Genomic DNA, 22,619 nt, shown 5'->3' with positions numbered 1-22,619 from the left:
TGCAAAAAGCTGCCGCAGATTACCCGCAGCAGCTCTTCTGTCTTATTCTTCTTCCTCAGAAACCGTTTCTTCTTTTTTTAATCCTTCTTTTTCCGGCTCCTGCTCTTTTTTCCCTTCTGAAAATTTATTCAGGAAATCAGGAACCATATCCAGAATTTTTGTAAGACCATCCTGATTTTTAATATTTACCAGCTTTGTCATGCCATTGGAAATCACCAAAACAGCACTTGGAGAAACCTTTCCGCCCATTCCGCCGCCGCCGTTATTCTTTTTCTCACCGGAAAAAGCGCCTGCTCCCACTGCAAAGGAAACATCTACCAACGGAAGTATAATGGTATCTCCCACGGTAATTGCCTCACCTACCACCGTCTTTGTCGTAATAAAACTATCCATCCCTTTAAATAGCGACTCTACTGTTGTCTGAAAATTGTTTTCTGAAGCCATATTCTGTTTCCTCCTTAAAGATACTTAAATTTTTTTATAATAAAACGAAGCTCTCTGTTTTGAAATATGCGCCATGCAAGAAGCGCAAAATAAATACCGTAAATGCGTCCTCGAAAAGATATTTCTCCTTCTAAAATCTGTTCCTCAAAAAAGGGCTCTATTGTAAAATATTCCCCATACAGTGGATAAAATACACCTGCAACAGCCAGAATTTCTCCTGTCAGACAAGGGTCTTCCAATCCAAAGCGAATATTACCCTGCAATTTTTTCGGTTTTATATGAAAAATCAAGGACTTGATTTCTTTCAGCATCCATGCTTTTGTTTGCTTCATCTGCTCTGACTTTAAAATTTTTTTTACTTTTTTTATTTTATCACAGATTTTTTCGATTGTTAATCGAAAATCCGCAAAAGACCGCCCTATTCCTTTTCTTTTCGACTTTTCTTTTGGAGAAACTTGTTCTTCTGCTTTTTCTGTTTCCTTTTGAACAGCTTCCCTTGGGCTTTGCCCTGTATACTCCCTTTTCTTGGCTTCGCCACTGTTTTCCTGCACGGCAGTAAGCTCTTTTGGCTGTTTTTTTTCGGTTTTCTTTCCTGCCCGCCTTTTAAAAATCCTCTTAAATTGCTCCGTGGAAATACCGCAAATCCGCACAGAATAATGTGTACCTTCTTCATACCATACTTTCAAAGAAATTCCACGAAACAGCCACGAAATTTTTAGGCTTCCTTTCAAGCTGTCCTGATTTTTCTCTCCTGCCCCCTGATAAACAACAGGACAAAAGAGCATACAGCTTAAAATCAGCAGCAAAAGCCCCAAAAGAACTGCCAGAAGAATACCTGCTATTTTCAAAATTCCCAATAAAATATGTAGCATCGCCATTCTCTCACCTGCTGCCTTCCTCTTTTATCTTATTTTCCAGCCATTTTCTCACATTAGGCGTACCTGTCTCCTTATATGCCTCTTCCACAAGCGTTCTGGTCATCTCCAATGCCTCCTCATAGCCGCAGCACAGCCCGATAATCACGGGACAAAATTTCCGTCTTGCCTTCTGCTTCAGCTCATTGGCTGAAAAAATTTCCAGCTGATTTTGAGAATTGCAGGCAAAGGTAATCAAATACACATCAAACACTCCTGCTCCTGCGTTAATTTTAAACATCAGCTGTCTTTTCTTCTTTTTTGCATTATCGCCAACATAGAGTTTTTTATACCAGTTTAACATATTTTCCACTCCTATATTTTAAAAAGAGGCTGTCACAAAAGCCTGCTACTGCTTCCTGCGACAGTCCTCTTTTTCCATGCTTACTCAGAAATACTTTCTATTTCCCCAAAGATTTGCTTTTTTCAAATCCAGGTATTCACTATAAGCCTTTTCCAAAATCTGCTTTTCATTTGAAAAACGTAACAGATGGTAAGCTTCATGGAATTTGTAAAAACCGGAATCCACAAAATATTCTTCTCTCTGCGGTCTGCTGTAATAGCTGTTGGCAGACATTAAATACCAATGTACGTCCTTTTCTACTACATCCTCCGGCACACAAAAACTATATTGACTCTTTCCCACATACTTAATGATGCTGGCTGATACTCCTGCTTCTTCTTTCACTTCCCGCAGGGCAGTATCCTTATAGTCTTCGCCCTTTTCTACCGTTCCTTTCGGCAGTACCCAGCCCTCGTATTTGTGCTTATAAGATTTATACAAGGTCAGTATCTTGCCCCGATATATTACCACTCCGCCACAGCTCGTTGCTTCAATCATATTGCACTTCCTCCTGCTTAAGACATACAAGTATGTCTGCGTTGTGTTTCTTTATTGGTAGTATACCTCTTTTTTTTCGCAGGCGCAAGAAATTTACAGCCACTAATTATAATAAAAAGCGTTGAACACCTGATGTGCTACCGGAACTGCTACCTTACTTCCTGTTCCGGCGCCCTCTGCAATTACGGCAATGGCTAAGTCCAGCTCCTCTACATTAGAAAATCCAATAAACCAGGAATGTGTCTTTATCTTTCCGTCACTTCCCGTATATTCCGCAGAACCTGTTTTTCCCGCTGCGGAGTAGCTTTCTCCTGAAAGCTTTGTTGCCGTACCGCTTTTTACCACTTCCGTCATCAATGCTTTTAATACTCCTGCTTCTTCTGCTGTCATAAGCTCTTTATAGACAGACGGCTTTGTAGTTTCTACTGTCTGGCCGCTGACCGTTTCTACCTTTTCTATATAATAAGGTTTCATAAGCTTTCCGTCATTGGCAATAGCAGCGGTAATCATAGCCATGTGCATCGGTGATACCAGCGTATTTCCCTGTCCGATGGCCGTCTGCATCAGCAGTGGATTTCCCGGCGCACTTCCAAGGTCAAATCTACTCTTGTTATATTCCAAAGGAATTGGAAGCTTACTGTTAAACAACAGGTTCTCTGCTGTCTCCTGCAGATTTTTCGCTCCTAAATCAAGTCCGATCTGTGTAAATGCCGTATTACAGGATTTTGCAAATGCTTTTGTAAAATCCTCCGAGCCGTGAACCTCCCCGCCAAAGCAAGGAATTTTATGGTCGTCTACCGTAATGCTTCCCTTACAATTATAAGAAAATCCATCAATCGTTCCATGCTCCCGCAAATATGCCAACGCATCTACCACTTTAAAAATAGACCCGGGCGGATAAGCCCCCTGTGTAGCTCTATTTAAAAGACTGCTGTTTGCAGAGTCATTTACCAAGGCATCCCAATCTTCCTCTACCATATTCGGATTAAAATCCGGTTTGCTTACAGAAGCCAGTACAGCACCTGTCTTTGGGTCTAAAACAACCACAGCGCCGTTGTAAGAGCCAAGGGCATTATAAGCTGCCTCCTGCAATTTTGTGTTTAAGGTAGTTACCACGCTGTCACCCGGATTTTTGTTCTCCAGAATTTCGTTTTTCACCTGCTCAATATAATTATTATGGGAAGACATCAACGAAAAATTAGCCAGCGCTTCAATTCCGTTTTTTCCATTACAGTCATAGCCTACCACATGGGCAAACTTATTTCCGTAAGGATAAACTCTTGTTTCATTACCCTCTCCGTCAGTTTCTGTATATGCGAGAGTCTGTCCGTCTGAGGATAGAATTTTTCCTCTGGTAATCCTGTCTGCCAACTGGTTTTGACGGGTATTATACGGACTGCTGATAACATCCTCTCGTTTTTCCACATTAAAATATACCATATATCCAATTAAGGATATAAAAATAGCTACAAAGAAATAGCTGATAATCGTATACTCTTTGTTTTTGGAACGTTTTCTTTTTTTGCGCTTTTTCTTCATAGCTTCCTCTTCTTTTTGAAGCTTTTTTGCGCTTTTCTTATTTTTGTCTTTCAATTTCTTCGTCCTCATCTTCTCTTAAAATATACAATCCCTGAATAATTGCCAGCATGATAATGGTACTTAACACAGAACTTCCTCCATAGCTGACCAAGGGCAGCGTAATTCCCGTCATAGGAATAAACTTCGTCACTCCGCCAATGGTAAGAAATACCTGAAAGGCATATTCTGTTCCCAGTCCCAATGCAATCAGCTTATAAAATCTTTTCTTAATCCGCAGAGAAATATTTACAACCAAAAGAAACATACTCATACAAATTAAAATCAGACAAATAGCAAACAGTCCTCCCAGCTCTTCACAAATTGCCGCAAACATATAGTCCTGTTTTACAAAAGGTATCATTTCCGGCGAGCCCTGACAAAGCCCCATGCCAAACCAGCCTCCTGCACCGATGGCAAATAGCCCCTGCACAATCTGATATCCCGCCCCCTCATAGACACTGAAAGGAGATTTCCAAGCCACCACTCGCTGTCTTACGTGAGAGAAAAGGAAATAGGCAATCACTGCCGCCGCACTTCCGCTTCCCAATCCTGCCAAAAGATAAAACGGTTTTTTGGTTGCCACATAAAGCATAATGACATAAGTAATAAAAAATACAACCGCACTTCCCAAATCTCTGGAAAGCACCAAAGTCAGCACATAGACCGCCGCAATGGCAGTTGTGATTACATGGTCTTTAAAGGTAGCGCTTTTTCGATATAAACGACTTGCCACAAAAAACACAAAAATAATTTTTACAAACTCAGATGGCTGAAACACAAAGAAGCCAAGGTCAATATTGATTTTTGCCCCGTTAACATTCTTACCGAAAATCAGTACAACCAGCAAAAGTCCCAAGCCTAATGCAGCGTAAAACCATGTCCAGTTTTTCAAAAAATACATTTTTTTAATCATAATCGGTATAATCATAGCAATGACCGTAGCCACAGCTACAATGGCAAACTGCCGAATGGCTGAGTCCGGAGAAAGTCTGGACAGCATAATAAACCCAATAGACAGCAGCATACACATATGATTTAAAAGCAAGATAGACGCCTTTTTATAGAAAATGCGATACAAGGCCTGCACAGTAATCAGGTATAGCAGCAACGCCCCAAAAAGATAAATAATCTCCACTTTCTCTGTCTTTAAAAAAATAACCAAAAAAGCGGTAAAATCCAAGAATACAATGATCAGAAGCTGTTTTCTTAAAATATAACGTTTGTCATAATCATCCTCATACTTAAATACGGTAAAGCTTTCAAAGGTATAAAGTACAATGAGAATTAATAAAAAATATTTTGAAAGTTCAATAATTAAATTTAACACTTGTTCACCTACTCTACCCCTCTTTTAAAATGCCCTTTTGTAAATTCCGGCATTTCTTTCGGGTTTTTCTTTTTCACATTTTTGTTTTCCTGTGCGTATGCTCCAAGAAACATATCCAGCAGATTTTTCATTTCTTCCTTTGTTTCAACAGTAAAATTCAGTCTCAATGACGCAAATCCCTCTCCGAAAAGCTGCGGTGCTTCCTCTAAAAGCCCTGTGGGAACACTGTTATAAATCACATTATAGCAAAAATCACAGAAGGTCCTTGTGGGAAAGTATTTTCCATAACGGTCCTTTAATTTCACAAGGCTGCTGTTTTTATCACATTTTCCGCAGGTTTTCTTAATGCACTGGGCAGATATCATCATGGGGTAATGCCCATAAATCACCATTTCACTGTTTTCATTATCTCTTGCATGAATTTCTTTTCCGTTAAGCTCCAGTGGAACTGTGGTACGCATAACGCCTAATTTATCCAGCGTATTCTTTGCATTGTCATTAAACGCATACACAGAATAGTCAGTAACAGCCTTCTGCAACAGTCCAAGCTTGGATAAATATCCCAGCTCTTCTAAATTTCTCACCAGAAATCCTTCACATTGCTCTGCCATTTTCAAAAACTCCTGTTCCTCATCAGCAAGCTGTCCGTCTCTCAGCATGTACGGCAGCGCCAGATAAAATTCTTTTCCCTGCTTATGCACCTGATACATGGTCTCAAAAGCCTCTTTCCAACGCTGTTTTTTATCAAACATGGAGATATGGCAATACACACCCTGTATATCCTTTTCCTCCAGTACAGCCTCCAGCTGTTCTTTTGTCTCCACAGAAACATAGAAAACAGGATTTTTCCCAAATGCTTCACAACTCTTCTCTCTGCTGTTTTCTGTTCTTTCAGGCAAAGCTCTGCGATACTTTTTTAAAATTTCTTTTTCCAGCTCTTCTAAGCCCTTTCTTCGAAGCTCGTTGATGCTCTGCATAGGAAGAAATCCCGCTTCGTCTGTCATGATTTCCAAAGTGTCAAACACAAAAGGCGTCTGCCCTGTCTTTCTCATCTGCTTTTCTACCCGGTCTGCTGACAAAGGCTGCTTTTTTGCCTCCTCTACGGTATCTCCCATAACCTGAACATGAATATCCTGAAAGTCTAAATCCAGTATAGCAGGAGAATTGGCAAAAAGGATAAAATTCCCATTAATTTTTTCTTGTTTTTTTGTGTCCAAGTATTCTTTCTTTAACTGTTCAAAGAGAAGCTCATTCCGTTTTCCCGCAATCTTCTGTTTTTTATTCTGCTCCTTCTGATTTACCACCGCCATCATCTCTTTTCCGTTATGAGAATGATAATAGCCCTGATTAAAGCCGTCTCTTTGATATAAATCAAGGAGTATCTGCCTATCCTCAGATGTAACTCCATAATTCTTGGGATTTTTCTCGTACAAATCCAGATACTTTCTGTAAATGGAGGTCACCCCTGCCGCATACTCCGGACGCTTCATTCTGCCTTCTATTTTCAAGGAATAGACTCCCGCCTGTAAAATTTCCGGCAAAATGTCAACGGTACACATATCCTTTGGACTTAACAGATATGCCTGCTCTTCCTGACTAATCTGCTCTCTGCCTTTATATGCTGTATAGGGCAGACGGCAGGGCTGAGCGCATCTGCCTCTGTTGCCGCTTCTGCCTCCCAGCATGCTGCTGAACAGGCACATGCCGGAATAACAGTAGCAAAGCGCCCCATGGACAAAGCTTTCGATTTCCATCCCTGTTTCCTTGTAAATTTCATGAATTTCCTTTAAAGACAGCTCTCTTGCCGTTACAATCCTGGATACTCCTGCTTCCTTTAAAAGCGCCGCTCCCCTTGCGCCTGTCACCGCCATCTGTGTACTGGCATGAATAGGAAAGTTGGGAAATTCTTTTTTCAAAAAAGACAGCACGCCCAAGTCCTGCACAATCACCGCATCAATTCCCTGCTGATAGTACGGAGCCAGAAAATCATAGAGCTGTCCGTAAAGCTCTTTATTCTTTAAAAGGGTATTTACCGTCAAATAGATTTGTTTTCCGTGTATGTGGGCATAGTCAATGGCCTCCAGCATTTCATCCTGCTGAGGATTATTGGCGTATGCTCTTGCGCCAAACATACTTCCTCCAATATAAACAGCATCTGCACCTGCCTTTACAACTGCCTGCAAGCCTTCATAAGAGCCTGCCGGTGCTAACAATTCTGCTTTCATAATTCAAATATCCTTTCTTTTTCAAATAATAGAAATGGGGCAAACAACAACTGCCCACCCCATCGCTCTTTTCTATATTATTTTAAAAGCTCGTCCAGCTCCTTCTCCAGCTCTGCTGCTTTTTGCTGCAATTCCTGTATTCTTTCCTGAGCCTTTTCCTTTGCTTCATCAAGCTCTACCTGTTTGTTGATTAAGTCATGTTTTAAATCATACATTTCCCTGTCTTTGGCTTCCAGTTCTTCCTCGAACATTTCCGCCTGTCTCTTTGCCTTAAAATAATCATCTGCAATATTTAAACTGAGCAGGGTATGTCTGGTTTCCTGTGACTGTCTGTTGTATCCCGGAAGCTGTCCTAACTCTGTCAGCTTTCCGTTCATATAATTTGCAACCTTTTGTAGGTATTCTTCACTTTCATATCCGCTTAAAGTGATGATTTTTCCTCCAATCAGCACCTGGGTTGTATTCTTAACTGCCATCTAATCCTCCCGCCTTTTCTTACGTTCCTTATTGTCTATTATAATCGAAATTCCGAGAAAAACAACCATTATTTTATTCCCAGATGATGATAGGTCAATTCTGTTACGGTTCTTCCCCTTGGAGTTCGAAGCAAAAATCCGTTTTTAATCAGATATGGCTCATACACATCTTCAATGGTTCCTGCATCCTCGCCGATTGCGGCTGACAGGGTATCCAGCCCCACAGGTCCTCCTGAAAACCGTTCAATAATGGTGGTAAGCAAAAGTCTGTCTGTCTGGTCCAGACCGTAGCGGTCCACCTCTAACAAATCCATAGCAAAATCCGCAACTTCCTTTGTAATCTTCCCATCGTATTTTACCTGTGCAAAATCTCGTACTCTTTTCAAAAGACGATTTGCAAGTCGTGGTGTTCCTCTGGAACGCTTTGCCATTTCCAAAGCTCCTGCCTCGTCAATTTCTACGCCCAAAACCTTTGCAGAACGAATAATAATGGTCTGAAGCTCCTCTTCTGTATAAAATTCCAGATGATGTACGACACCAAATCGGTCACGCAGAGGAGCGGTTAAAAGTCCTGCTCTTGTTGTAGCTCCTACCAGTGTAAATTTCGGCAAATCCAGACGAATGGAGCGGGCAGTCGCACCCTTTCCAATCATAATATCAATGGCATAGTCTTCCATTGCAGGGTAAAGCACTTCCTCCACCTGTCTGTTCAGGCGGTGGATTTCATCTACAAACAACACATCATTTTCCTGCAAATTATTTAAAATTGCCGCCATTTCTCCCGGCTTTTCAATGGCAGGCCCACTGGTTACTTTCATGTGCACGCCCAGCTCATTGGCAATAATTCCTGCCAGTGTTGTTTTTCCAAGTCCCGGAGGTCCGTAAAACAGCACATGGTCTAAGGCATCTCCTCTTTGCTTTGCAGCCTCAATATAAACCTTCAGGTTTTTCTTTGCTTTTTCCTGTCCGATATAATCATTTAAAAGCTGAGGTCTTAAATTGCCCTCTGTGCGAAGGTCTTCCTCCATCACATCTGTGGTAATAATTCTTTTTTCCATGATTTTTCCTCTTTATTTAAAACATGTTTTTCAATGCCTGTTTTAATAAATCCTCCACGCTCATACCCTCTGTAATTTCTGTATGCTTTACCGCACGAAGGGCATCTGCTCCGGAATATCCCAGAGCAGTCAATGCCTCTACTGCCTCCTTCTTAATATCAGAAACATCACTCAGGCTTCCTGCGCTTTCCTGCACATGCTCTGATTTTAAGTCAAACGCTTCCTGAAGACTCATTTTATCCTTTAATTCTAAAATCAGCTTTTGTGCCGTCTTCTTCCCAATTCCCGGCGCTTTTGAGATGGTCTTCACATCATCCGCCAAAACAGCGAAGCGCAGCTCGTCTGCGGACAGTCCCGATAAGACTCCAAGCGCCGCCTTTGGTCCGATACCATTTACTCCCAACAGCAATTTGAAAACATTCAAATCGTCTTTGGTAAGAAAACCATACAGCTGCATGGCATCCTCCCTGACATTTAAGTAAGTGTAAATCTTCGTCTCATCACCTGTACGCAGAACCCCATCTACTCCTGCCATGGGCATAAAAAGATTATATCCTATATTTCCCGCTTCCAAAATTACTCTGTCTTCTAAAATTTCAACAATTTCACCTTTTAAATACGCTATCATTTCCTATCCTTCCCGGTATTCTCTTATAAATTTCCGAAGATACAATTCCTATTAAAAGTCCGGTTACTGTTCCTGCAAAAAGTAAAATCGGAAAATAGAAAAAGACACTTCCGCTTTCCACCACCAAAGCTGCTATGATAAGCTGTCCTATATTATGTGTCACACCTCCGATTACACTGACTCCTGCCATAGATAAGCCTTTTATTTTCTTTGCCAAAGTCATGCAAAACAGGCTTAAAAAAGCTCCTGCCAGGCTGTATACAATAGAAAACAAATTTCCAAACATAAATCCAATGCACACAATTCGGATGCAGGAGACAAGAGCAGCCTCTTTGTAAGTAAAGCTATATAAAAGAAATACCGTTACCAAATTTGTAATTCCAAGCTTTACTCCCGGTGCAAAGGGAAACAAAGGAAGCAGCATTTCCACATATCCCAAGATAATTGCCAATGCACAGAGCAGTCCGATATACGCTGTTTTTTTCATTCAAATCCTCGCTTCTATTTCACTATACTGTCAATTTCCTCTGCCTTTTTATTCTCTGTTACAATTTCCAAAACCACTTTATTTGGCAGACAGATGATACTTTCTCCAAACGCTTTGATTTTCCCCTGCTTTACGCACAGCTGGTCAGGGCAGTCCGCCTCTGTCATGGACACTGTTCCGTCCTCTTCAATTTGGCATACATTGGTATCCCCGATTTTAATTTCCTGTTTATCTTTTAAAGAATACTCTCCGCAGACTTCTCCATCCACAGAAATTTTCAGCATTTGCTTATCTGAAGCTGCTGATTTCTGAATGCCTTTAAACGCAACAAAACCAATCATTCCTGCTGCCAAGAGAATACAAATTAGAAACAAATCCTTTTTCTTCATGAATTACTCTCCTGTTCTTATTTTCTGTGTCCTATCTTAACATAGCCAAATAAAAAATGCAAATGTATGTTCGCAAAATATGCGACTGATACATTTGCATTCTTATCTTACAGAATAATGTGGCGTGGACATGTTTCTTTACATTTTCCACAATTTGTACATTTTTCATAATCAATCTGTGCCACATTGTCTACCACTGTAATGGCTTCGCTCGGACACTCTTTGACACATTTACGGCAGCCGATACAACCGATTTCACAGGCGCTCATGACTGCCTTTCCTTTCTCCTTGGAGCTGCATGCCACAGCCTGCTTCTGCTGATATGGAATTAATTCGATTAAATGCTTCGGACATTCTGCCACGCATTTTCCGCATGCCTTACATTTCTCTTTGTCTACCACGGCAATACCGTTGACAATATGTATAGCATCAAAACCACAGGCTTTTACACAGGAGCCATAGCCAAGACATCCGTAGGAGCAGGCTTTTTCTCCGCCGTTTTGCATAAGAGCAGCCATTTTACAGTCCTTTACACCGGTGTAATCGTAGCTTTTTCCGGCTTTTTCGCAATCACCGGCACATTTTACAAAAGCTGTCATACGAATGTTTTCTCCTGCTTCCTGCCCCATAATCGCTGCAATCTTTGCCGCTGCTGCCGCTCCACCTACGGGACAGGCATTTACAGGCGCTTCTCCCTTTGCAATGGCTGCTGCCAGTCCGTCACATCCCGGAAATCCGCAACCTCCGCAGTTATTGCCGGGCAGCTCTTCCCTTACCTGTATTTCTCTTTCATCTACTTCTACTGCAAATTTCTTTCCGGCAACTCCCAGAAAAAGTCCGATGAAAAGCCCTACGCCGCCTACCAGAGCTGCCGCAATGATAATTCCTGTTATCATAGTTCACACCTCCTAAATAATTCCTGAAAAGCCAAAGAAAGCAATGGCCATCAATCCGGCAGTCAAAAGCACAATCGGAAATCCCTGAAAATATTTCGGAACATCATTATACTCCATTTTTTCACGAAGCCCTGCCATTAAAACAATAGAAATGGTAAAGCCCACTGCTGTGGCAAATCCGTTTACTGTTCCCTGCAAGACATTATAAGATTTCTGCACATTGATAACTGCAACACCTAAAACCGCACAGTTTGTAGTAATCAGAGGAAGGTAAACACCAAGGCTCTGATACAGCGCCGGCATTGCCTTTTTCAAAAACATTTCTACAAACTGAACTAACGCCGCAATAACTAAAATAAATACTATCGTCTGCATATAGCCCATATCCAAAGGACTTAAAACAAACTGATAAATTAAGCTGGTTACCAGTGAAGACAGGGTAATAACAAAGATAACCGCTCCTCCCATGCCCGCTGCCGTTTCTATTTTCTTAGAAACTCCAAAGAAGGGACAAAGACCGAGGAACTGACTTAAAACAACATTATTTACCACCGCTGCTCCAACAGCTATAATCAATAATTCTTTCATTCCGTCTCCCTCCCCTTATTTCTTCACTGTATTATCGTAAAATTTTCCGCTGCAAGACTCATTGCCACAGGAAGCACAGCCGCCTTCCATACAATGTACCGGCTTTTGCTCTTCCTTTGGTTTCTTTTCCTGCATTTTTGCACGAAGCGCTGCCAAAAATGCAAGCACAAAGAAAGCTCCCGGAGCTAAAATAAAAATAGTAGCAGGCTCATAAGCCTCAGGCATAATCTGGAAACCAAACAAAGTGCCTGCGCCAATAAGCTCACGGAAGCCTGCAAGAATGGTAATGGAAAGTGTAAAACCAAGTCCCATTCCTATTCCGTCAAAAATAGAAGCAACCGGTCCGTTCTTAGACGCATAAGACTCTGCTCTTCCTAAAATAATACAGTTTACTACGATAAGAGGAATATAAATTCCCAGTGCATCGTATAAAACCGGAATAAAACCCTGAAGCAAAAGCTGAACAATGGTTACAAAGGAGGCTACCACCACAATATATGCCGGCATACGTACCTTGTCCGGAATAATATTTCTCAAAAGAGAAATAAATAAGTTGGACATTGCCAGAACCACCGTTGTGGTAAGTCCCATTCCTATTCCGTTTATGGCTGCTGTGGTAACTGCCAGCGTTGGACACATACCAAGTACCAGCACAAAAGTCGGGTTTTCTTTGATGATACCGTTATAAAGACGTTCAACAGGTGAATTCTTTTTCATATCATTCTCCCTCCTTTACATAGTTAAATGCACAAATTCCGGCATTTACCCCACCGGTTACTGCCTTTGAAGTAATGGTTGCACCGCTGATTGCATTGATTTCATTTTCATCAGACGCACCTGCTTTAGTAACTTCAAAAGCCTCTGCATTTTTATCAGAAAACTGATTTTTAAATTCATCTTTTGTGGCATTCATGCCAAGTCCGGCCGTTTCACTGATACTTAAAATAGAAATACCGTTTAAGGTTCCGTCAAGCTGAACTCCCATAGAAAAGGTGATATCGCCGCCATAGCCTTCTGAGGTCGTCACATTGACAGCATATCCTAAAGTCTCTCCGGAAGCATCCTTTGCTTCCATAATTTCATTGATTTTCTGAGCTTCAAAGCCCTGTTCTTTTAAAGCTTCTGCCAAATCTGCATCTTCTGCTTCCACACACACCTCAAAAGAGTCTGCGTCTTCAAATACCGCCTTATATGCTTCCTGTTTCGCTTTCTCCTGCTGATTGGCAATGGGCTTTTTCGTAACCTCATATACCAAGCCTAAAAGCCCTCCTGCAATCAGAGTAATCACAATAAGAATAAGGGCATCTTTTAATATCGTATTCTTTTTCATGCTTTTTTACCTCCTTTTCCGAAGGCACGGGGCATTGTATAACGCTCAATTAAAGGTATCAACAGGTTGCAGAATATAATTGCATAAGATACGCCTTCTGCGGAGCCGCCGAAAATACGGAACAGCCCTGTAAAGATACCAAGACATACACCATAGACAAGCTGTCCTGCCTTGGTAATCGGTGTTGTAACATAATCTGTTGCCATAAACCATGCTCCCAGCATTAAGCCGCCGCCAAATAAATGGCATAATAAATATTCCACATCAAATCCATGACCGCCAAATAACAGTACAAATACTGCAAAAGTACCGATATAAGTCAATGGAATTCGAAAATCAATAATTCTGTTGATTAAGAGAATTGCTGCTCCGATGAGAATTGCCAGAGCAGATGTCTCGCCAATGGTTCCCTGTACGTTTCCAAAGAATAAGTCTACCCACTTTACACTCTCTCCTGCTTTTAAAGCCGCTAATGGAGTTGCTCCTGATACAGTATCAGCAATGTTGCCCCAACCACCGCTTGGAACTGTGAAATCCGTCATTCTTCCTGTAAAAGAAATTAAAAGAAAACATCTTGCTGCCAGCGCAGGGTTCATAATATTCTGTCCCAGTCCGCCGAAAAGCTGTTTCACCACTAAAATAGCAAAAACTCCGCCGATTACGGCAATCCACCAAGGTGCATTTGGAGGCAGATTAAGCGCCAGCAAAAGACCGGTAACAGCCGCACTGCCATCCTGAATGGTCAGCTTCTTATGTACAATTTTCTCATATCCGGCTTCTGTTGCCATGCACACTGCAATGGAAATTAAAATCAGCAGAAGTGCATTTAAGCCAAAATTATAAATTCCGAATAATGCCGCAGGCATAAGCGCAAGAAAGACTGTGCGCATAATGCCGCTGGTACTCACCTTCGACCTTACATGAGGGGAAGATGAAACATGTAATAATTCACTCATGATTTTCTCCTCCTACTTTGGTTTTCTGCGATTTGCCAGAACCATTTTTCTCATAGAACGCATGGACTGCGTCAATGGTCTTTTCGCCGGACAGGCAAAGCTGCAGCAGCCACATTCTACACACTCCATACCGTTATATTTTACAAATAAGTCCTCTCTGCCGTGCTCCGAATAAGTTGCAAGTCTGGAAGGAACCAGTCTTGCCGGACAGGCAGATACACATCTTCCACAGTTAATACAAGCAGTCGGTTCATTTTCCGAAACCTCATCCTCTGACATACAAAGCAGAGCCGAAGATGTTTTTACAACAGGAACGTGATAATCAAACATGGCAAATCCCATCATAGGACCGCCGGAAATGATTTTCTTTGCAGGAGTCTTCAAGCCTCCTGCCTCTTCTAAAAGCTCTGCAAAGGAAGTACCCAGACGGACTTTAAAGTTCCCCGGCTCTGCCACCGCATCTCCTGTAACCGTAACAATACGGTCCATAACCGGTTCGCCTTTCATCACTGCACGATAAACAGCACATACTGTATCAATATTATCCACTACGCATCCCGCATCTGCCGGAAGCATGGAAGAATTGATTTCTCTGCCGCTTACTGCCGCAATCAGGCAACGCTCCGCTCCCTGCGGATATTTTGTTTTTAACGGAGCAACTTCTATTCTTGGTTCATCCTTTACCAGCTCTGTAAGCTTTTCAATACAATCTGGTTTGTTGTCTTCAATACAGATATAACCCTTTGCGTGGTCAAAAAGCTTTAAAATACACTTTAATCCGCCGATAATCCAATCCGGCTGCTCTAACATACGGCGATAATCCAATCCGGCTGCTCTAACATACGGCGATAATCAGAGGTCAGATAAGGCTCACATTCTGCTCCGTTGACCAGAACATATTCAATTTTATCCGGCTCCTTTGGCGAAAGCTTTACATGGGTAGGAAAGCCCGCTCCTCCCATACCGACAACGCCCGCATCTTTAATTCTGCCGATGATTTCTTCTTTAGTAAGTTCCTTTAAAGACTCTGCCGGTGTAAATTCTACGGTTTCATATTTTTCGTCATTTTCTATAACAATAGCATCCACCATAGCTCCTACATTATTCCGTACCTTCTTGAGTTCCTTTACCACTCCCGATACAGAAGAATGAATAGGTGCAGAAACAAAGCCTCCCATCTCTGCGATTTTCTGTCCCGCCAGAACATAATCGCCCTTTTTCACAACAGGCTGCGCCGGAGCTCCGATATGCTGTGACAGCGGATAAACCATTTCTTTTCCGGGAAAATATTCCCGTACAGGCTTTTCTTTTGACAGTTCTTTTCCATCATAAGGATGTACGCCACCCCTAAAGGTTAAAAACGCCATATTTTGTCCCTCCTTTATTTATCCTAATCAGCTTACGCCGATTATTCTTTCTGATGTTTTTTTCTATATTTCTTAAACTGATTTTTCAGTTCAGGATATGCGTAAACCATACGTTTTTTCACAATATTTTGTTTCTTGCGAATATCCGTATATTTTTTTGCAAATTCATCCAGCTTCTGCTCCATCTCTGCCTTCTTGGAAAGATAACTGTCCTCATCCAGCAGATGCTTTTCCGCAAACAAAGCTTCAAAACGCTCCATAAACTCCTGTCGTCTGACAGATAAACGCTCTACCGCCTCCTGCGTACGTATATGAGCTCTGACTGTTTCCAATCGTTCCCGAATTTCTTCTTTCGTTTCATACAGCCTGCTGCTGTGAAGATATTGGGTAATATCCTCCATCATATCCTCTACCTTTGCAAAGTTCTTTGTAAGACCGAAAGCTGCCCAAGCCGAAGTGATAAAATCCAATGCGTATAAAATCATAATCACAATCAGAAGGATTTCTCCTATTTTCTGAGGATATAAATCCGTAAACCATGAGACAGCCGGTTGAAGCACTTCAAACAGCAAAACTGTAAACACGCCCCATCCCAGAGAAGTCCCCAGACTGATATATCCCTGAAGATTATATTTTCTGTGGCTGTAATCCCACCAGCGCGTATGAAAAATCTTTTCCATCAGCCATCCGGTGATATATTCCAGTATAGTCGCAACCACTACACCGCCTATGTACAAAACAGCCAAATTATCACCAAAAGGTTTCAAAATCAAATAAATGCTTACAGCACCCATACCATAAATGGTACATAGAGGACCGTTAATAAACCCTCTGTTTACAAACTTCTTTTTTCTTACCGATACATAAGCAGTTTCCCACAGCCATCCCAAAAAGCTATATACAAAGAACCAGCTTATGATATAATATAAAGATACACCTGCGATTTCTATATCCATGTTTTCCTCCTCTGTTATATAATATAACACTTTTTTGCAGAAATCACTAGAAAAATTTAGTAATTTTTCGTATTATTTTAAAAACAATTTGAAAGGATTTTGTTAAAATGATAACAAATGTGCGAATTCTTCACCAATTCTCAACAGTTTTACCAGTAACCTTTTCCGTCTTAAATTATGAGCCGAAGGACGTCCTGTTTTTTGATATTGAAACCACGGGATTAAGCTCCAAAACAAGCCATGTATTTTTAATTGGTCTTATTTCCTTTCAGCCTGACACCAAAGAATGGCAGCTTATCCAGTTCCTTCAGGAGCAGGATAACGAGGAAGAGGAAAGAGCACTTTTAGAGACTTTCTCTGCCTTTGCAAAAAACAGAACACAGCTCATTCACTTTAATGGAAGCTCTTTTGATATCCCTTATCTTGTGTCCCGCTATGAAAAGCATCAGCTTCCCAACCCTTTTTCCCATAAAAGCTCCCTTGATTTGTATCGGGAATTTCTGCGTATGCCTGCTTTTTTCCGGCAAATGCCCAATCATACCCAAAAAGCTTTTGAAGAATTGACTTCTTATACAAGAAAAGACCTTTTATCAGGAAAAGAAATGATAAAATTTTATCACAGCTACACAAAATCGCCTTCCAAGGAAAAAGAAGACCTGCTTTTACAGCATAACTATGATGACCTTGTGGGAATGCTCTCTGTCCTTCCTCTTTTTAATCTAAGACAGCTCCCCAAAGGACAATGGGAACTCACCCATGTGGAGGAATTAAAAAAACAGGAAGCAGACCAAACAATTACCAAAGAACTGTTGTTTACCCTCACAATTCCCGCCCCTATTCCCGGCCAGCTTTCCGCTTCCTTTCCTTTCGGCTACATAACGGCTTCTTGGCATACGGTAAAGATAAAGCTTCCCTTGTACGAGGGAACTTTAAAATTCTATTATCCTGACTATAAAAATTATTACTATTTACCTTTAGAAGATGAAGCCGTTCACAAAAGTGTTGCTGTCTATATTGATGCACAGCACCGGCAAAAGGCAACTGCTTCTACCTGCTACAAAAAATATAACGGCATTTTTGTTTATGCCCCTCAAACCTGTACTCTGCCGCTTTTAAAAGAAGATATCCGTACCAAAGAATGTTATACCTTCTGGCCTCTTCAAAATTCATCTCTGACCATGCAAAAAAGTTATATTCAAGAAATATTAAAAACAGCCATTACTTTGTCGTAATGGCTGTTTTACTGCGACCTTATTGATTATTCTTCTGTTGTTTCTTCTGCTTCTTCCTGAACCGGTTCAAGAACCTTCATGCTCAGGCTGATTTTCTTTTCTTCTTCGTTGAAGTCTACTACTTTCGCAGTAACTACCTGACCAACTTTTAATACATCAGATGGTTTTTCAACATGTGCTCTGGAAATCTGAGAAACGTGAAGTAACGCATCTACACCCGGTTCTAATTCGATGAATGCACCGAAATCTGTCATACGAGCAATTTTTCCTTCTACAACATTACCAACTGCGTATTTTTCAGCTGCATTTAACCAAGGGTTCTGGTCTTCAAATTTCAGACTTAACGCAATTTTATCACCATTGATTTCTTTAATCAGAACAGTAATTTTCTCTCCTGCTTTAAATACTTTCTTTGGATTTTCAACTCTTCCCCAAGACATTTCGGAAATATGAAGAAGTCCGTCAGCGCCACCTAAGTCAATAAATGCACCGAAATCTGTTACATTTTTAATTGTACCTTCAACAACATCTCCGGCGTGAATTCTTTCGAATAATTCTTTCTTCATTTCTTCTTTTTTAGCTACTAAGAGCTGTTTTCTGTCACCGATTACACGGCGTCTTCTTGGGTTGAACTCTGTAATTACAAATTCAATTTCCTGATCCTGATATTTTGTCAGGTCTTTTTCATAAGTATCAGATACAAGGCTTGCAGGAATGAAAACTCTTGCTTCTTCCACGATAACGCTTAATCCGCCGTCTAATACCTGATTTACTTTTGCTGTAAGCACTTCTTTATTTTCGAATGCTTCTTCTAATCTCTTATTTCCTTTATCAGCTGCCAGTCTTTTATAAGTTAAAAGCACCTGTCCGTCACCATCGTTTAATTTGAGAACTTTTGCTTCCATTGTATCGCCTGGGTGTGCAACAGTTCTTAAATCCAGGTTCTGGTCATTTGAGTATTCAGTTCTTGTAATGATACCGTCTGCTTTATAATCAATGTTCAAAATAATCTGGTCTTCTTTGACATCGATAACTGTACCTTCAACTACCTCTCCATTTCTGATTGTTTTAAATGTTTCGTCCAGCATCTGTTCAAAACTTAATTCTGACATGTTTTGAAACCTCCTCAATTATTTTATTCGGGGTTGACGCCCCAGCTGTAATACCTACACATTGAACGGACGGAAAACCTTCAGAATCCAAGTCAGCAAGTGTCTGTATATAGTAAGTGTCCTTACATTCGCTTTTACATATCTCATATAGTTTCTGGGTATTGGAGCTATGTTTGCCTCCTACGACTATCATGGCGTCTACCTGCTTAGCGATTTGAGCTGCTTCAGACTGTCTGTCCTGGGTAGCATTACAAATCGTATTTAAAACAAGTTTATCATAACCCTTTTCGCTCAAAATTTCAACTATTTCTTGAAAATTATTGTAATTAAATGTCGTCTGAGACACAATACATAGTTTTTCGCCGCTTTCTGCCAAAAAGCTCTTTGCATCCTCTTTTGTTTTTATAATCGTAGCTTTCCTCTGACACCAGCCTTTAATTCCTACTACCTCAGGATGATTGGGATCTCCTACAATTACAATGTGTTTTCCCTGTGCACTTTCTTTTTCTACAATCCTGTGTATTTTTAAAACGAAAGGACAGGTAACGTCTACATAGGAAATATTTCTCTCTTCCAACAGCTCGTAAATATATTTTGGAACGCCGTGAGAACGAATAATCACAGTCCCTTCTGTAAGATTTTTTAAGTCTTCCTCTGTTTCCAGAACCTTTACGCCTTTCTTTTCTAAATCAGATACCACTTCTTCATTGTGGATAATCGGGCCGTAAGTATACACAGTCCCTTTGGTCGTTTCCGCCACCTTATAGACTTCTTCCACGGCTCTTTTCACTCCAAAACAAAATCCGGCTGTTTTTGCTACCTTTACATCCATGCTTTTCTCCTGTTCTCTATGCGATTGCCTCTTTGTATAAACGAATAATTTCGTCTTTTACTTCTGTAATATTCATATTGGAGGAGTCCAGTAAAACAGCGTCTTCTGCCTGTTTTAAAGGGGAAATATCTCTGTGCATGTCCCTGTAATCTCTGTCATTGATATCTGCCTCAATTTCTTCCAATACACAGGCAATTCCCTTTTCCTCCAGCTCTTTGCATCTTCTCAGGGCTCTTGTACGTGCGCTGGCAGTTAAATAAATTTTTATATCTGCATGAGGCAATACGCAGGTTCCGATATCTCTTCCATCCATAACTACGTTTTCTTTCGACGCAAGCACTCTCTGAAGCTCTACCAGCTTTTCTCTGATTTTCGGATTTACAGAGCTTACAGATGCCATATTGCCTACTTCTTCCTGTCTTAAATATTCTGTGACATTTTCCCCGTCTAAAATCACCTGCTGCGCTCCTTTTTCATACACAATGGAAATCTCTGCATTTTTACAGGCTTCTTCCATTTTCTCCTGTTCCTTTGGAGAAATTCCTTTTCTAATCAGATATAATGCCATTGCACGATACATGGCGCCTGTATCTACATAGATAAATTCCAATTCCTTTGCCACTGCCTTTGCTATGGTACTTTTGCCTGCTCCGGCAGGTCCGTCAATCGCTATGTTAATTGCCATTTTCTTCTCTCCCTTTATTCTTCTATAAATTCTGCTGCTGCCTTTGCCGTAGACCAGGCAATCTGCAAATTAAATCCGCCGGTAACTGCATCCAAATCAAGAACCTCCCCGATAAAATACAGTCCCTTTACCAGCTTAGACTCCATGGTCTTCGGATTGATTTCTTTTACTTTTACGCCGCCCTGTGTAATAATTGCCTCCCGAAACGGACGCAGCTCCACAAGTGTCAGCGGAAAGTGTTTCACAAGATGGATAAAATCCTGTCTTTCTTTTCTTGTTATTTCATTCACTTTTTTATCAGGAGCAATGCCTCCCAGCTCTAAAATAACCGGATAGAGCTTTGCAGGAAACATACCTGTAATTACATTTTTAAACTGTCGATTTATGCCTGCCTCAAATTCTCTTAAAAGTCTGGCGTCCAGCTGTTCCTCTGTCAGCGCTGCTTTTAAATCAATATATCCCTGAAGCTCCTTTTTTTCTAATTTTTTCCCAATATAGGAGCTGGCAGTCAAAACCAGAGGACCTGAAATTCCAAAATGAGTAAACAACAGCTCTCCGAAATCGTCATATAAAACTTTTTTGCCGTCTTTTACCGTAAAACGAATGTTTTTTAATGCAAGTCCCTGCATCTGCGTTACATATTCTTCTTTTGTGGCAATGGGAACAAGCGCCGGACGCAGTTGTGTAACCGTATGTCCGGCCTCTTTGGCAAAGGTGTAGCCATCTCCCGTAGAACCTGTTGCCTGATAGGAAAATCCGCCTGTGGCAACAATCACCTTCTCACCCAAAATCTCCGCACCGTTTCGAAGACGTACGCCTTTTATTTTCCTTTCGCCGTTCTCTCCTTCTTCTGTCAAAAGAGCTTCTGCCTCGCTTTTTAAGTGTACCTTTACGTCTAATTCTTTCATACGCTTTTCCAGAATACGAATAACATCAGAGGAATGATCCGAAACAGGGAAAATTCGCCCTCCCCGTTCTTCTTTCACTGCCAAGCCCAGATTTTCAAAGAAAGAGACCACGTCCTGATTGCTGTATCCGTAAAATGCGCTGTATAAAAACTTTGCGTTTGTCACTACGGACTTAAAGAACGTTTCATCGTCACAGGTATTGGTAATATTGCAGCGTCCTTTTCCGGTAATAAACAGTTTTTTTCCAAGCTTTTCATTTTTCTCAAAAAGATGTACCTGATGATTTTTTTCGCCCAGAAAAACCGCTGCCGCCATCCCGGCTGCGCCGCCGCCAATAATTAGTATCTTTGCCATAAAATGCTCCTTTAATTCTCAATTTTTTAACACTTTGGGGTCTGTCAATTCAATTTCGTGATTATCCGGCAGATTGATTTCATCATTATTATAGACCTGATATTCATCCCATATCTTCTCCAATGCCTCTAAGGTTGCCACCACAGTTTTTTGCTTGCGCATACTGAGCGCCACAACCAATGCGTTAATCACACTAAGAGGCGCTACAAGAGAGTCTACAATAGAAGCCATGTCACTTCTGGCAATTAAATTGCAGGAGGAATATAAATTCATAGGAGAATGGATGCTGTCGGTAAGCGTAATTACCTTTGCATTTCGATTGTTTGCAAATTCCAAGGCTTTTAAGGTGCGCATGGAATATCTCGGAAAGCTAATTCCGATAATGACATCCTTTTCCCCAATGCGTATCATCTGCTCAAAAAGCTCACTGGCGCTGTTGGTATTTAAAAGCCTCACTCCGTCAAAAATCAAATTCAGATAAAAGGCAAGAAACTCTGCCAAAGGAGCACAGCTTCGAATACCTACCACATATATATTTTTTGCTTCTAAAATGGTCTCCACTGCCAGATTAAACGCTTCATGATCCACCGCTTCCAAAGTCATTTTTATTTTATCAATATCTGAATGCAGCACTGTATCTAAAATCTCTGACTGCGGCACTTTTCCATAAGTCACTTCCATTCGCTGAATAGAATTTAATTTATTCCGCACAAGCTCCTCTAATTCCCTCTGAAATTCAGGATATCCCTTGTATCCCAGATGTGTTGCAAAGCGCACAACCGTGGACTCGCTGACGCCCACAGTCTCTCCCAGCTTTGCCGCAGTTAAAAATGCTGCTTTATCATAATTTTCTTTTATATATGCTGCCAGCTTCTTCTGACCCTTGCTGAAATTTTGATACTGCACATTCATTTTACTAAGCAGGTGCTCTGTATTGCTCATGAACCTTCCCCTCTTTACTTTTTCTTTCATACTTTCTCTATGATAGCACAGAAACAAAAAAGTTTCAGCAAAAACTTTGCTCTTTTGCACAAAG

Annotated in this window: 24 protein-coding genes and 1 pseudogene; 1 reads left to right on the top strand and 24 read right to left on the bottom strand. The window is 41.0% G+C overall.

The features are described 5' to 3' along the window. Positions 1-42: 42 nt before the first annotated feature. The 19 genes and pseudogenes from CGC63_RS06710 to CGC63_RS06620 all read right to left on the bottom strand — a co-directional run bounded on the left by CGC63_RS06710 (position 43) and on the right by CGC63_RS06620 (position 16,460). The gene (locus tag CGC63_RS06710) at positions 43-444 is read right to left on the bottom strand and encodes a GerW family sporulation protein (RefSeq protein ID WP_004222158.1); all 402 of its coding nucleotides are present in this window, start codon (positions 442-444) and stop codon (positions 43-45) included. 14 nt (positions 445-458) lie between these two features. Beyond that, positions 459-1,322 carry a DUF2953 domain-containing protein gene (locus CGC63_RS06705; protein WP_004222160.1) on the bottom strand — a complete coding sequence of 288 codons (864 nt, stop codon included), beginning with the start codon at positions 1,320-1,322 and terminating at the stop codon, positions 459-461. A 4-nt stretch (positions 1,323-1,326) separates the two neighbouring features. Continuing rightward, positions 1,327-1,662, bottom strand: coding sequence for a hypothetical protein (locus CGC63_RS06700; RefSeq protein ID WP_004222164.1), 336 nt, complete (start codon positions 1,660-1,662; stop codon positions 1,327-1,329). A gap of 84 nt (positions 1,663-1,746) precedes the next feature. Next, positions 1,747-2,199: an NUDIX hydrolase gene (locus CGC63_RS06695; protein ID WP_004222167.1), complete on the bottom strand. Its 453-nt coding sequence runs from the start codon at positions 2,197-2,199 to the stop codon at positions 1,747-1,749. 102 nt (positions 2,200-2,301) lie between these two features. Next, positions 2,302-3,807 (bottom strand): peptidoglycan D,D-transpeptidase FtsI family protein, encoded by a 1,506-nt coding sequence (locus CGC63_RS06690; RefSeq protein WP_004222170.1) that lies wholly within the window; start codon positions 3,805-3,807, stop codon positions 2,302-2,304. Next, positions 3,776-5,104 carry an FtsW/RodA/SpoVE family cell cycle protein gene (locus CGC63_RS06685; protein ID WP_004222173.1) on the bottom strand — a complete coding sequence of 443 codons (1,329 nt, stop codon included), beginning with the start codon at positions 5,102-5,104 and terminating at the stop codon, positions 3,776-3,778. The genes CGC63_RS06690 and CGC63_RS06685 overlap by 32 nt, the downstream gene beginning before the upstream one ends. 8 nt (positions 5,105-5,112) lie before the next feature. Continuing rightward, the gene (locus CGC63_RS06680) at positions 5,113-7,329 is read right to left on the bottom strand and encodes a U32 family peptidase (protein ID WP_004222175.1); all 2,217 of its coding nucleotides are present in this window, start codon (positions 7,327-7,329) and stop codon (positions 5,113-5,115) included. A 77-nt stretch (positions 7,330-7,406) separates the two neighbouring features. Beyond that, complete coding sequence (locus tag CGC63_RS06675; protein WP_004222177.1) at positions 7,407-7,805, bottom strand: cell division protein ZapA; 399 nt, start codon at positions 7,803-7,805, stop codon at positions 7,407-7,409. A 68-nt stretch (positions 7,806-7,873) separates the two neighbouring features. Continuing rightward, on the bottom strand, positions 7,874-8,863 hold the full coding sequence (gene ruvB / locus CGC63_RS06670) for a Holliday junction branch migration DNA helicase RuvB (RefSeq protein WP_004222180.1): 990 nt from the start codon (positions 8,861-8,863) through the stop codon (positions 7,874-7,876). A gap of 16 nt (positions 8,864-8,879) precedes the next feature. Next, positions 8,880-9,491 carry a Holliday junction branch migration protein RuvA gene (gene ruvA / locus CGC63_RS06665; RefSeq protein ID WP_004222183.1) on the bottom strand — a complete coding sequence of 204 codons (612 nt, stop codon included), beginning with the start codon at positions 9,489-9,491 and terminating at the stop codon, positions 8,880-8,882. Next, positions 9,469-9,978, bottom strand: coding sequence for a Gx transporter family protein (locus CGC63_RS06660; RefSeq protein ID WP_004222185.1), 510 nt, complete (start codon positions 9,976-9,978; stop codon positions 9,469-9,471). Before CGC63_RS06660 ends, ruvA begins: the two co-directional genes overlap by 23 nt. Positions 9,979-9,992: 14 nt before the next feature. Further along, positions 9,993-10,367, bottom strand: a complete 375-nt coding sequence (locus CGC63_RS06655) for a NusG domain II-containing protein (RefSeq protein ID WP_004222188.1) — start codon at positions 10,365-10,367, stop codon at positions 9,993-9,995. Positions 10,368-10,474: 107 nt separating this feature from the next. Continuing rightward, entirely contained in the window at positions 10,475-11,263 is a 789-nt protein-coding gene (gene rnfB, locus CGC63_RS06650) for an RnfABCDGE type electron transport complex subunit B (protein ID WP_004222192.1), read from the bottom strand. Positions 11,264-11,275: 12 nt separating this feature from the next. Next, the gene (rsxA, locus tag CGC63_RS06645) at positions 11,276-11,851 is read right to left on the bottom strand and encodes an electron transport complex subunit RsxA (RefSeq protein WP_009247233.1); all 576 of its coding nucleotides are present in this window, start codon (positions 11,849-11,851) and stop codon (positions 11,276-11,278) included. A gap of 15 nt (positions 11,852-11,866) precedes the next feature. Further along, entirely contained in the window at positions 11,867-12,568 is a 702-nt protein-coding gene (gene rsxE, locus CGC63_RS06640; protein ID WP_004222199.1) for an electron transport complex subunit RsxE, read from the bottom strand. 1 nt (position 12,569) lies between these two features. Then, entirely contained in the window at positions 12,570-13,181 is a 612-nt protein-coding gene (locus CGC63_RS06635; RefSeq protein WP_004222201.1) for an RnfABCDGE type electron transport complex subunit G, read from the bottom strand. Continuing rightward, complete coding sequence (locus tag CGC63_RS06630) at positions 13,178-14,137, bottom strand: RnfABCDGE type electron transport complex subunit D (protein ID WP_009247235.1); 960 nt, start codon at positions 14,135-14,137, stop codon at positions 13,178-13,180. The genes CGC63_RS06635 and CGC63_RS06630 overlap by 4 nt, the downstream gene beginning before the upstream one ends. A gap of 12 nt (positions 14,138-14,149) precedes the next feature. Continuing rightward, positions 14,150-15,504: pseudogene (rsxC, locus tag CGC63_RS15970) on the bottom strand (electron transport complex subunit RsxC). Positions 15,505-15,545: 41 nt separating this feature from the next. Continuing rightward, a complete protein-coding gene (locus CGC63_RS06620; protein ID WP_004222210.1) occupies positions 15,546-16,460 on the bottom strand; it encodes a putative ABC transporter permease in 915 nt (304 codons plus the stop codon). Between the two features lie 107 nt (positions 16,461-16,567). On the opposite strand from CGC63_RS06620, the gene CGC63_RS06615 reads away from it, so the two are divergent. Continuing rightward, on the top strand, positions 16,568-17,692 hold the full coding sequence (locus CGC63_RS06615) for a ribonuclease H-like domain-containing protein (RefSeq protein ID WP_004222213.1): 1,125 nt from the start codon (positions 16,568-16,570) through the stop codon (positions 17,690-17,692). Between the two features lie 26 nt (positions 17,693-17,718). On the opposite strand, the gene rpsA is transcribed toward CGC63_RS06615, so the two are convergent. Genes rpsA through CGC63_RS06590 form a run of 5 tightly spaced genes read right to left on the bottom strand, consistent with a single transcriptional unit; the run spans position 17,719 to position 22,525 of the window. Continuing rightward, the gene (rpsA, locus tag CGC63_RS06610) at positions 17,719-18,804 is read right to left on the bottom strand and encodes a 30S ribosomal protein S1 (RefSeq protein ID WP_004222215.1); all 1,086 of its coding nucleotides are present in this window, start codon (positions 18,802-18,804) and stop codon (positions 17,719-17,721) included. Next, positions 18,785-19,636, bottom strand: a complete 852-nt coding sequence (gene ispH, locus CGC63_RS06605) for a 4-hydroxy-3-methylbut-2-enyl diphosphate reductase (RefSeq protein WP_004222217.1) — start codon at positions 19,634-19,636, stop codon at positions 18,785-18,787. The genes rpsA and ispH overlap by 20 nt, the downstream gene beginning before the upstream one ends. A gap of 16 nt (positions 19,637-19,652) precedes the next feature. Then, positions 19,653-20,321 (bottom strand): (d)CMP kinase, encoded by a 669-nt coding sequence (gene cmk / locus CGC63_RS06600; protein WP_004222219.1) that lies wholly within the window; start codon positions 20,319-20,321, stop codon positions 19,653-19,655. 14 nt (positions 20,322-20,335) lie between these two features. Continuing rightward, positions 20,336-21,583 (bottom strand): BaiN/RdsA family NAD(P)/FAD-dependent oxidoreductase, encoded by a 1,248-nt coding sequence (locus CGC63_RS06595; protein WP_004222221.1) that lies wholly within the window; start codon positions 21,581-21,583, stop codon positions 20,336-20,338. Between the two features lie 18 nt (positions 21,584-21,601). Then, on the bottom strand, positions 21,602-22,525 hold the full coding sequence (locus CGC63_RS06590) for a MurR/RpiR family transcriptional regulator (RefSeq protein ID WP_009247238.1): 924 nt from the start codon (positions 22,523-22,525) through the stop codon (positions 21,602-21,604). Between the last annotated feature and the right edge of the window lie 94 nt (positions 22,526-22,619).

It is taken from the genome of Blautia hansenii DSM 20583, assembly GCF_002222595.2.
Classification (GTDB): Bacteria; Bacillota; Clostridia; order Lachnospirales; family Lachnospiraceae; genus Blautia; species Blautia hansenii.
Note: the sequence above shows the minus strand (reverse complement) of the source record. Positions and strands in the feature narration are given on the sequence as shown.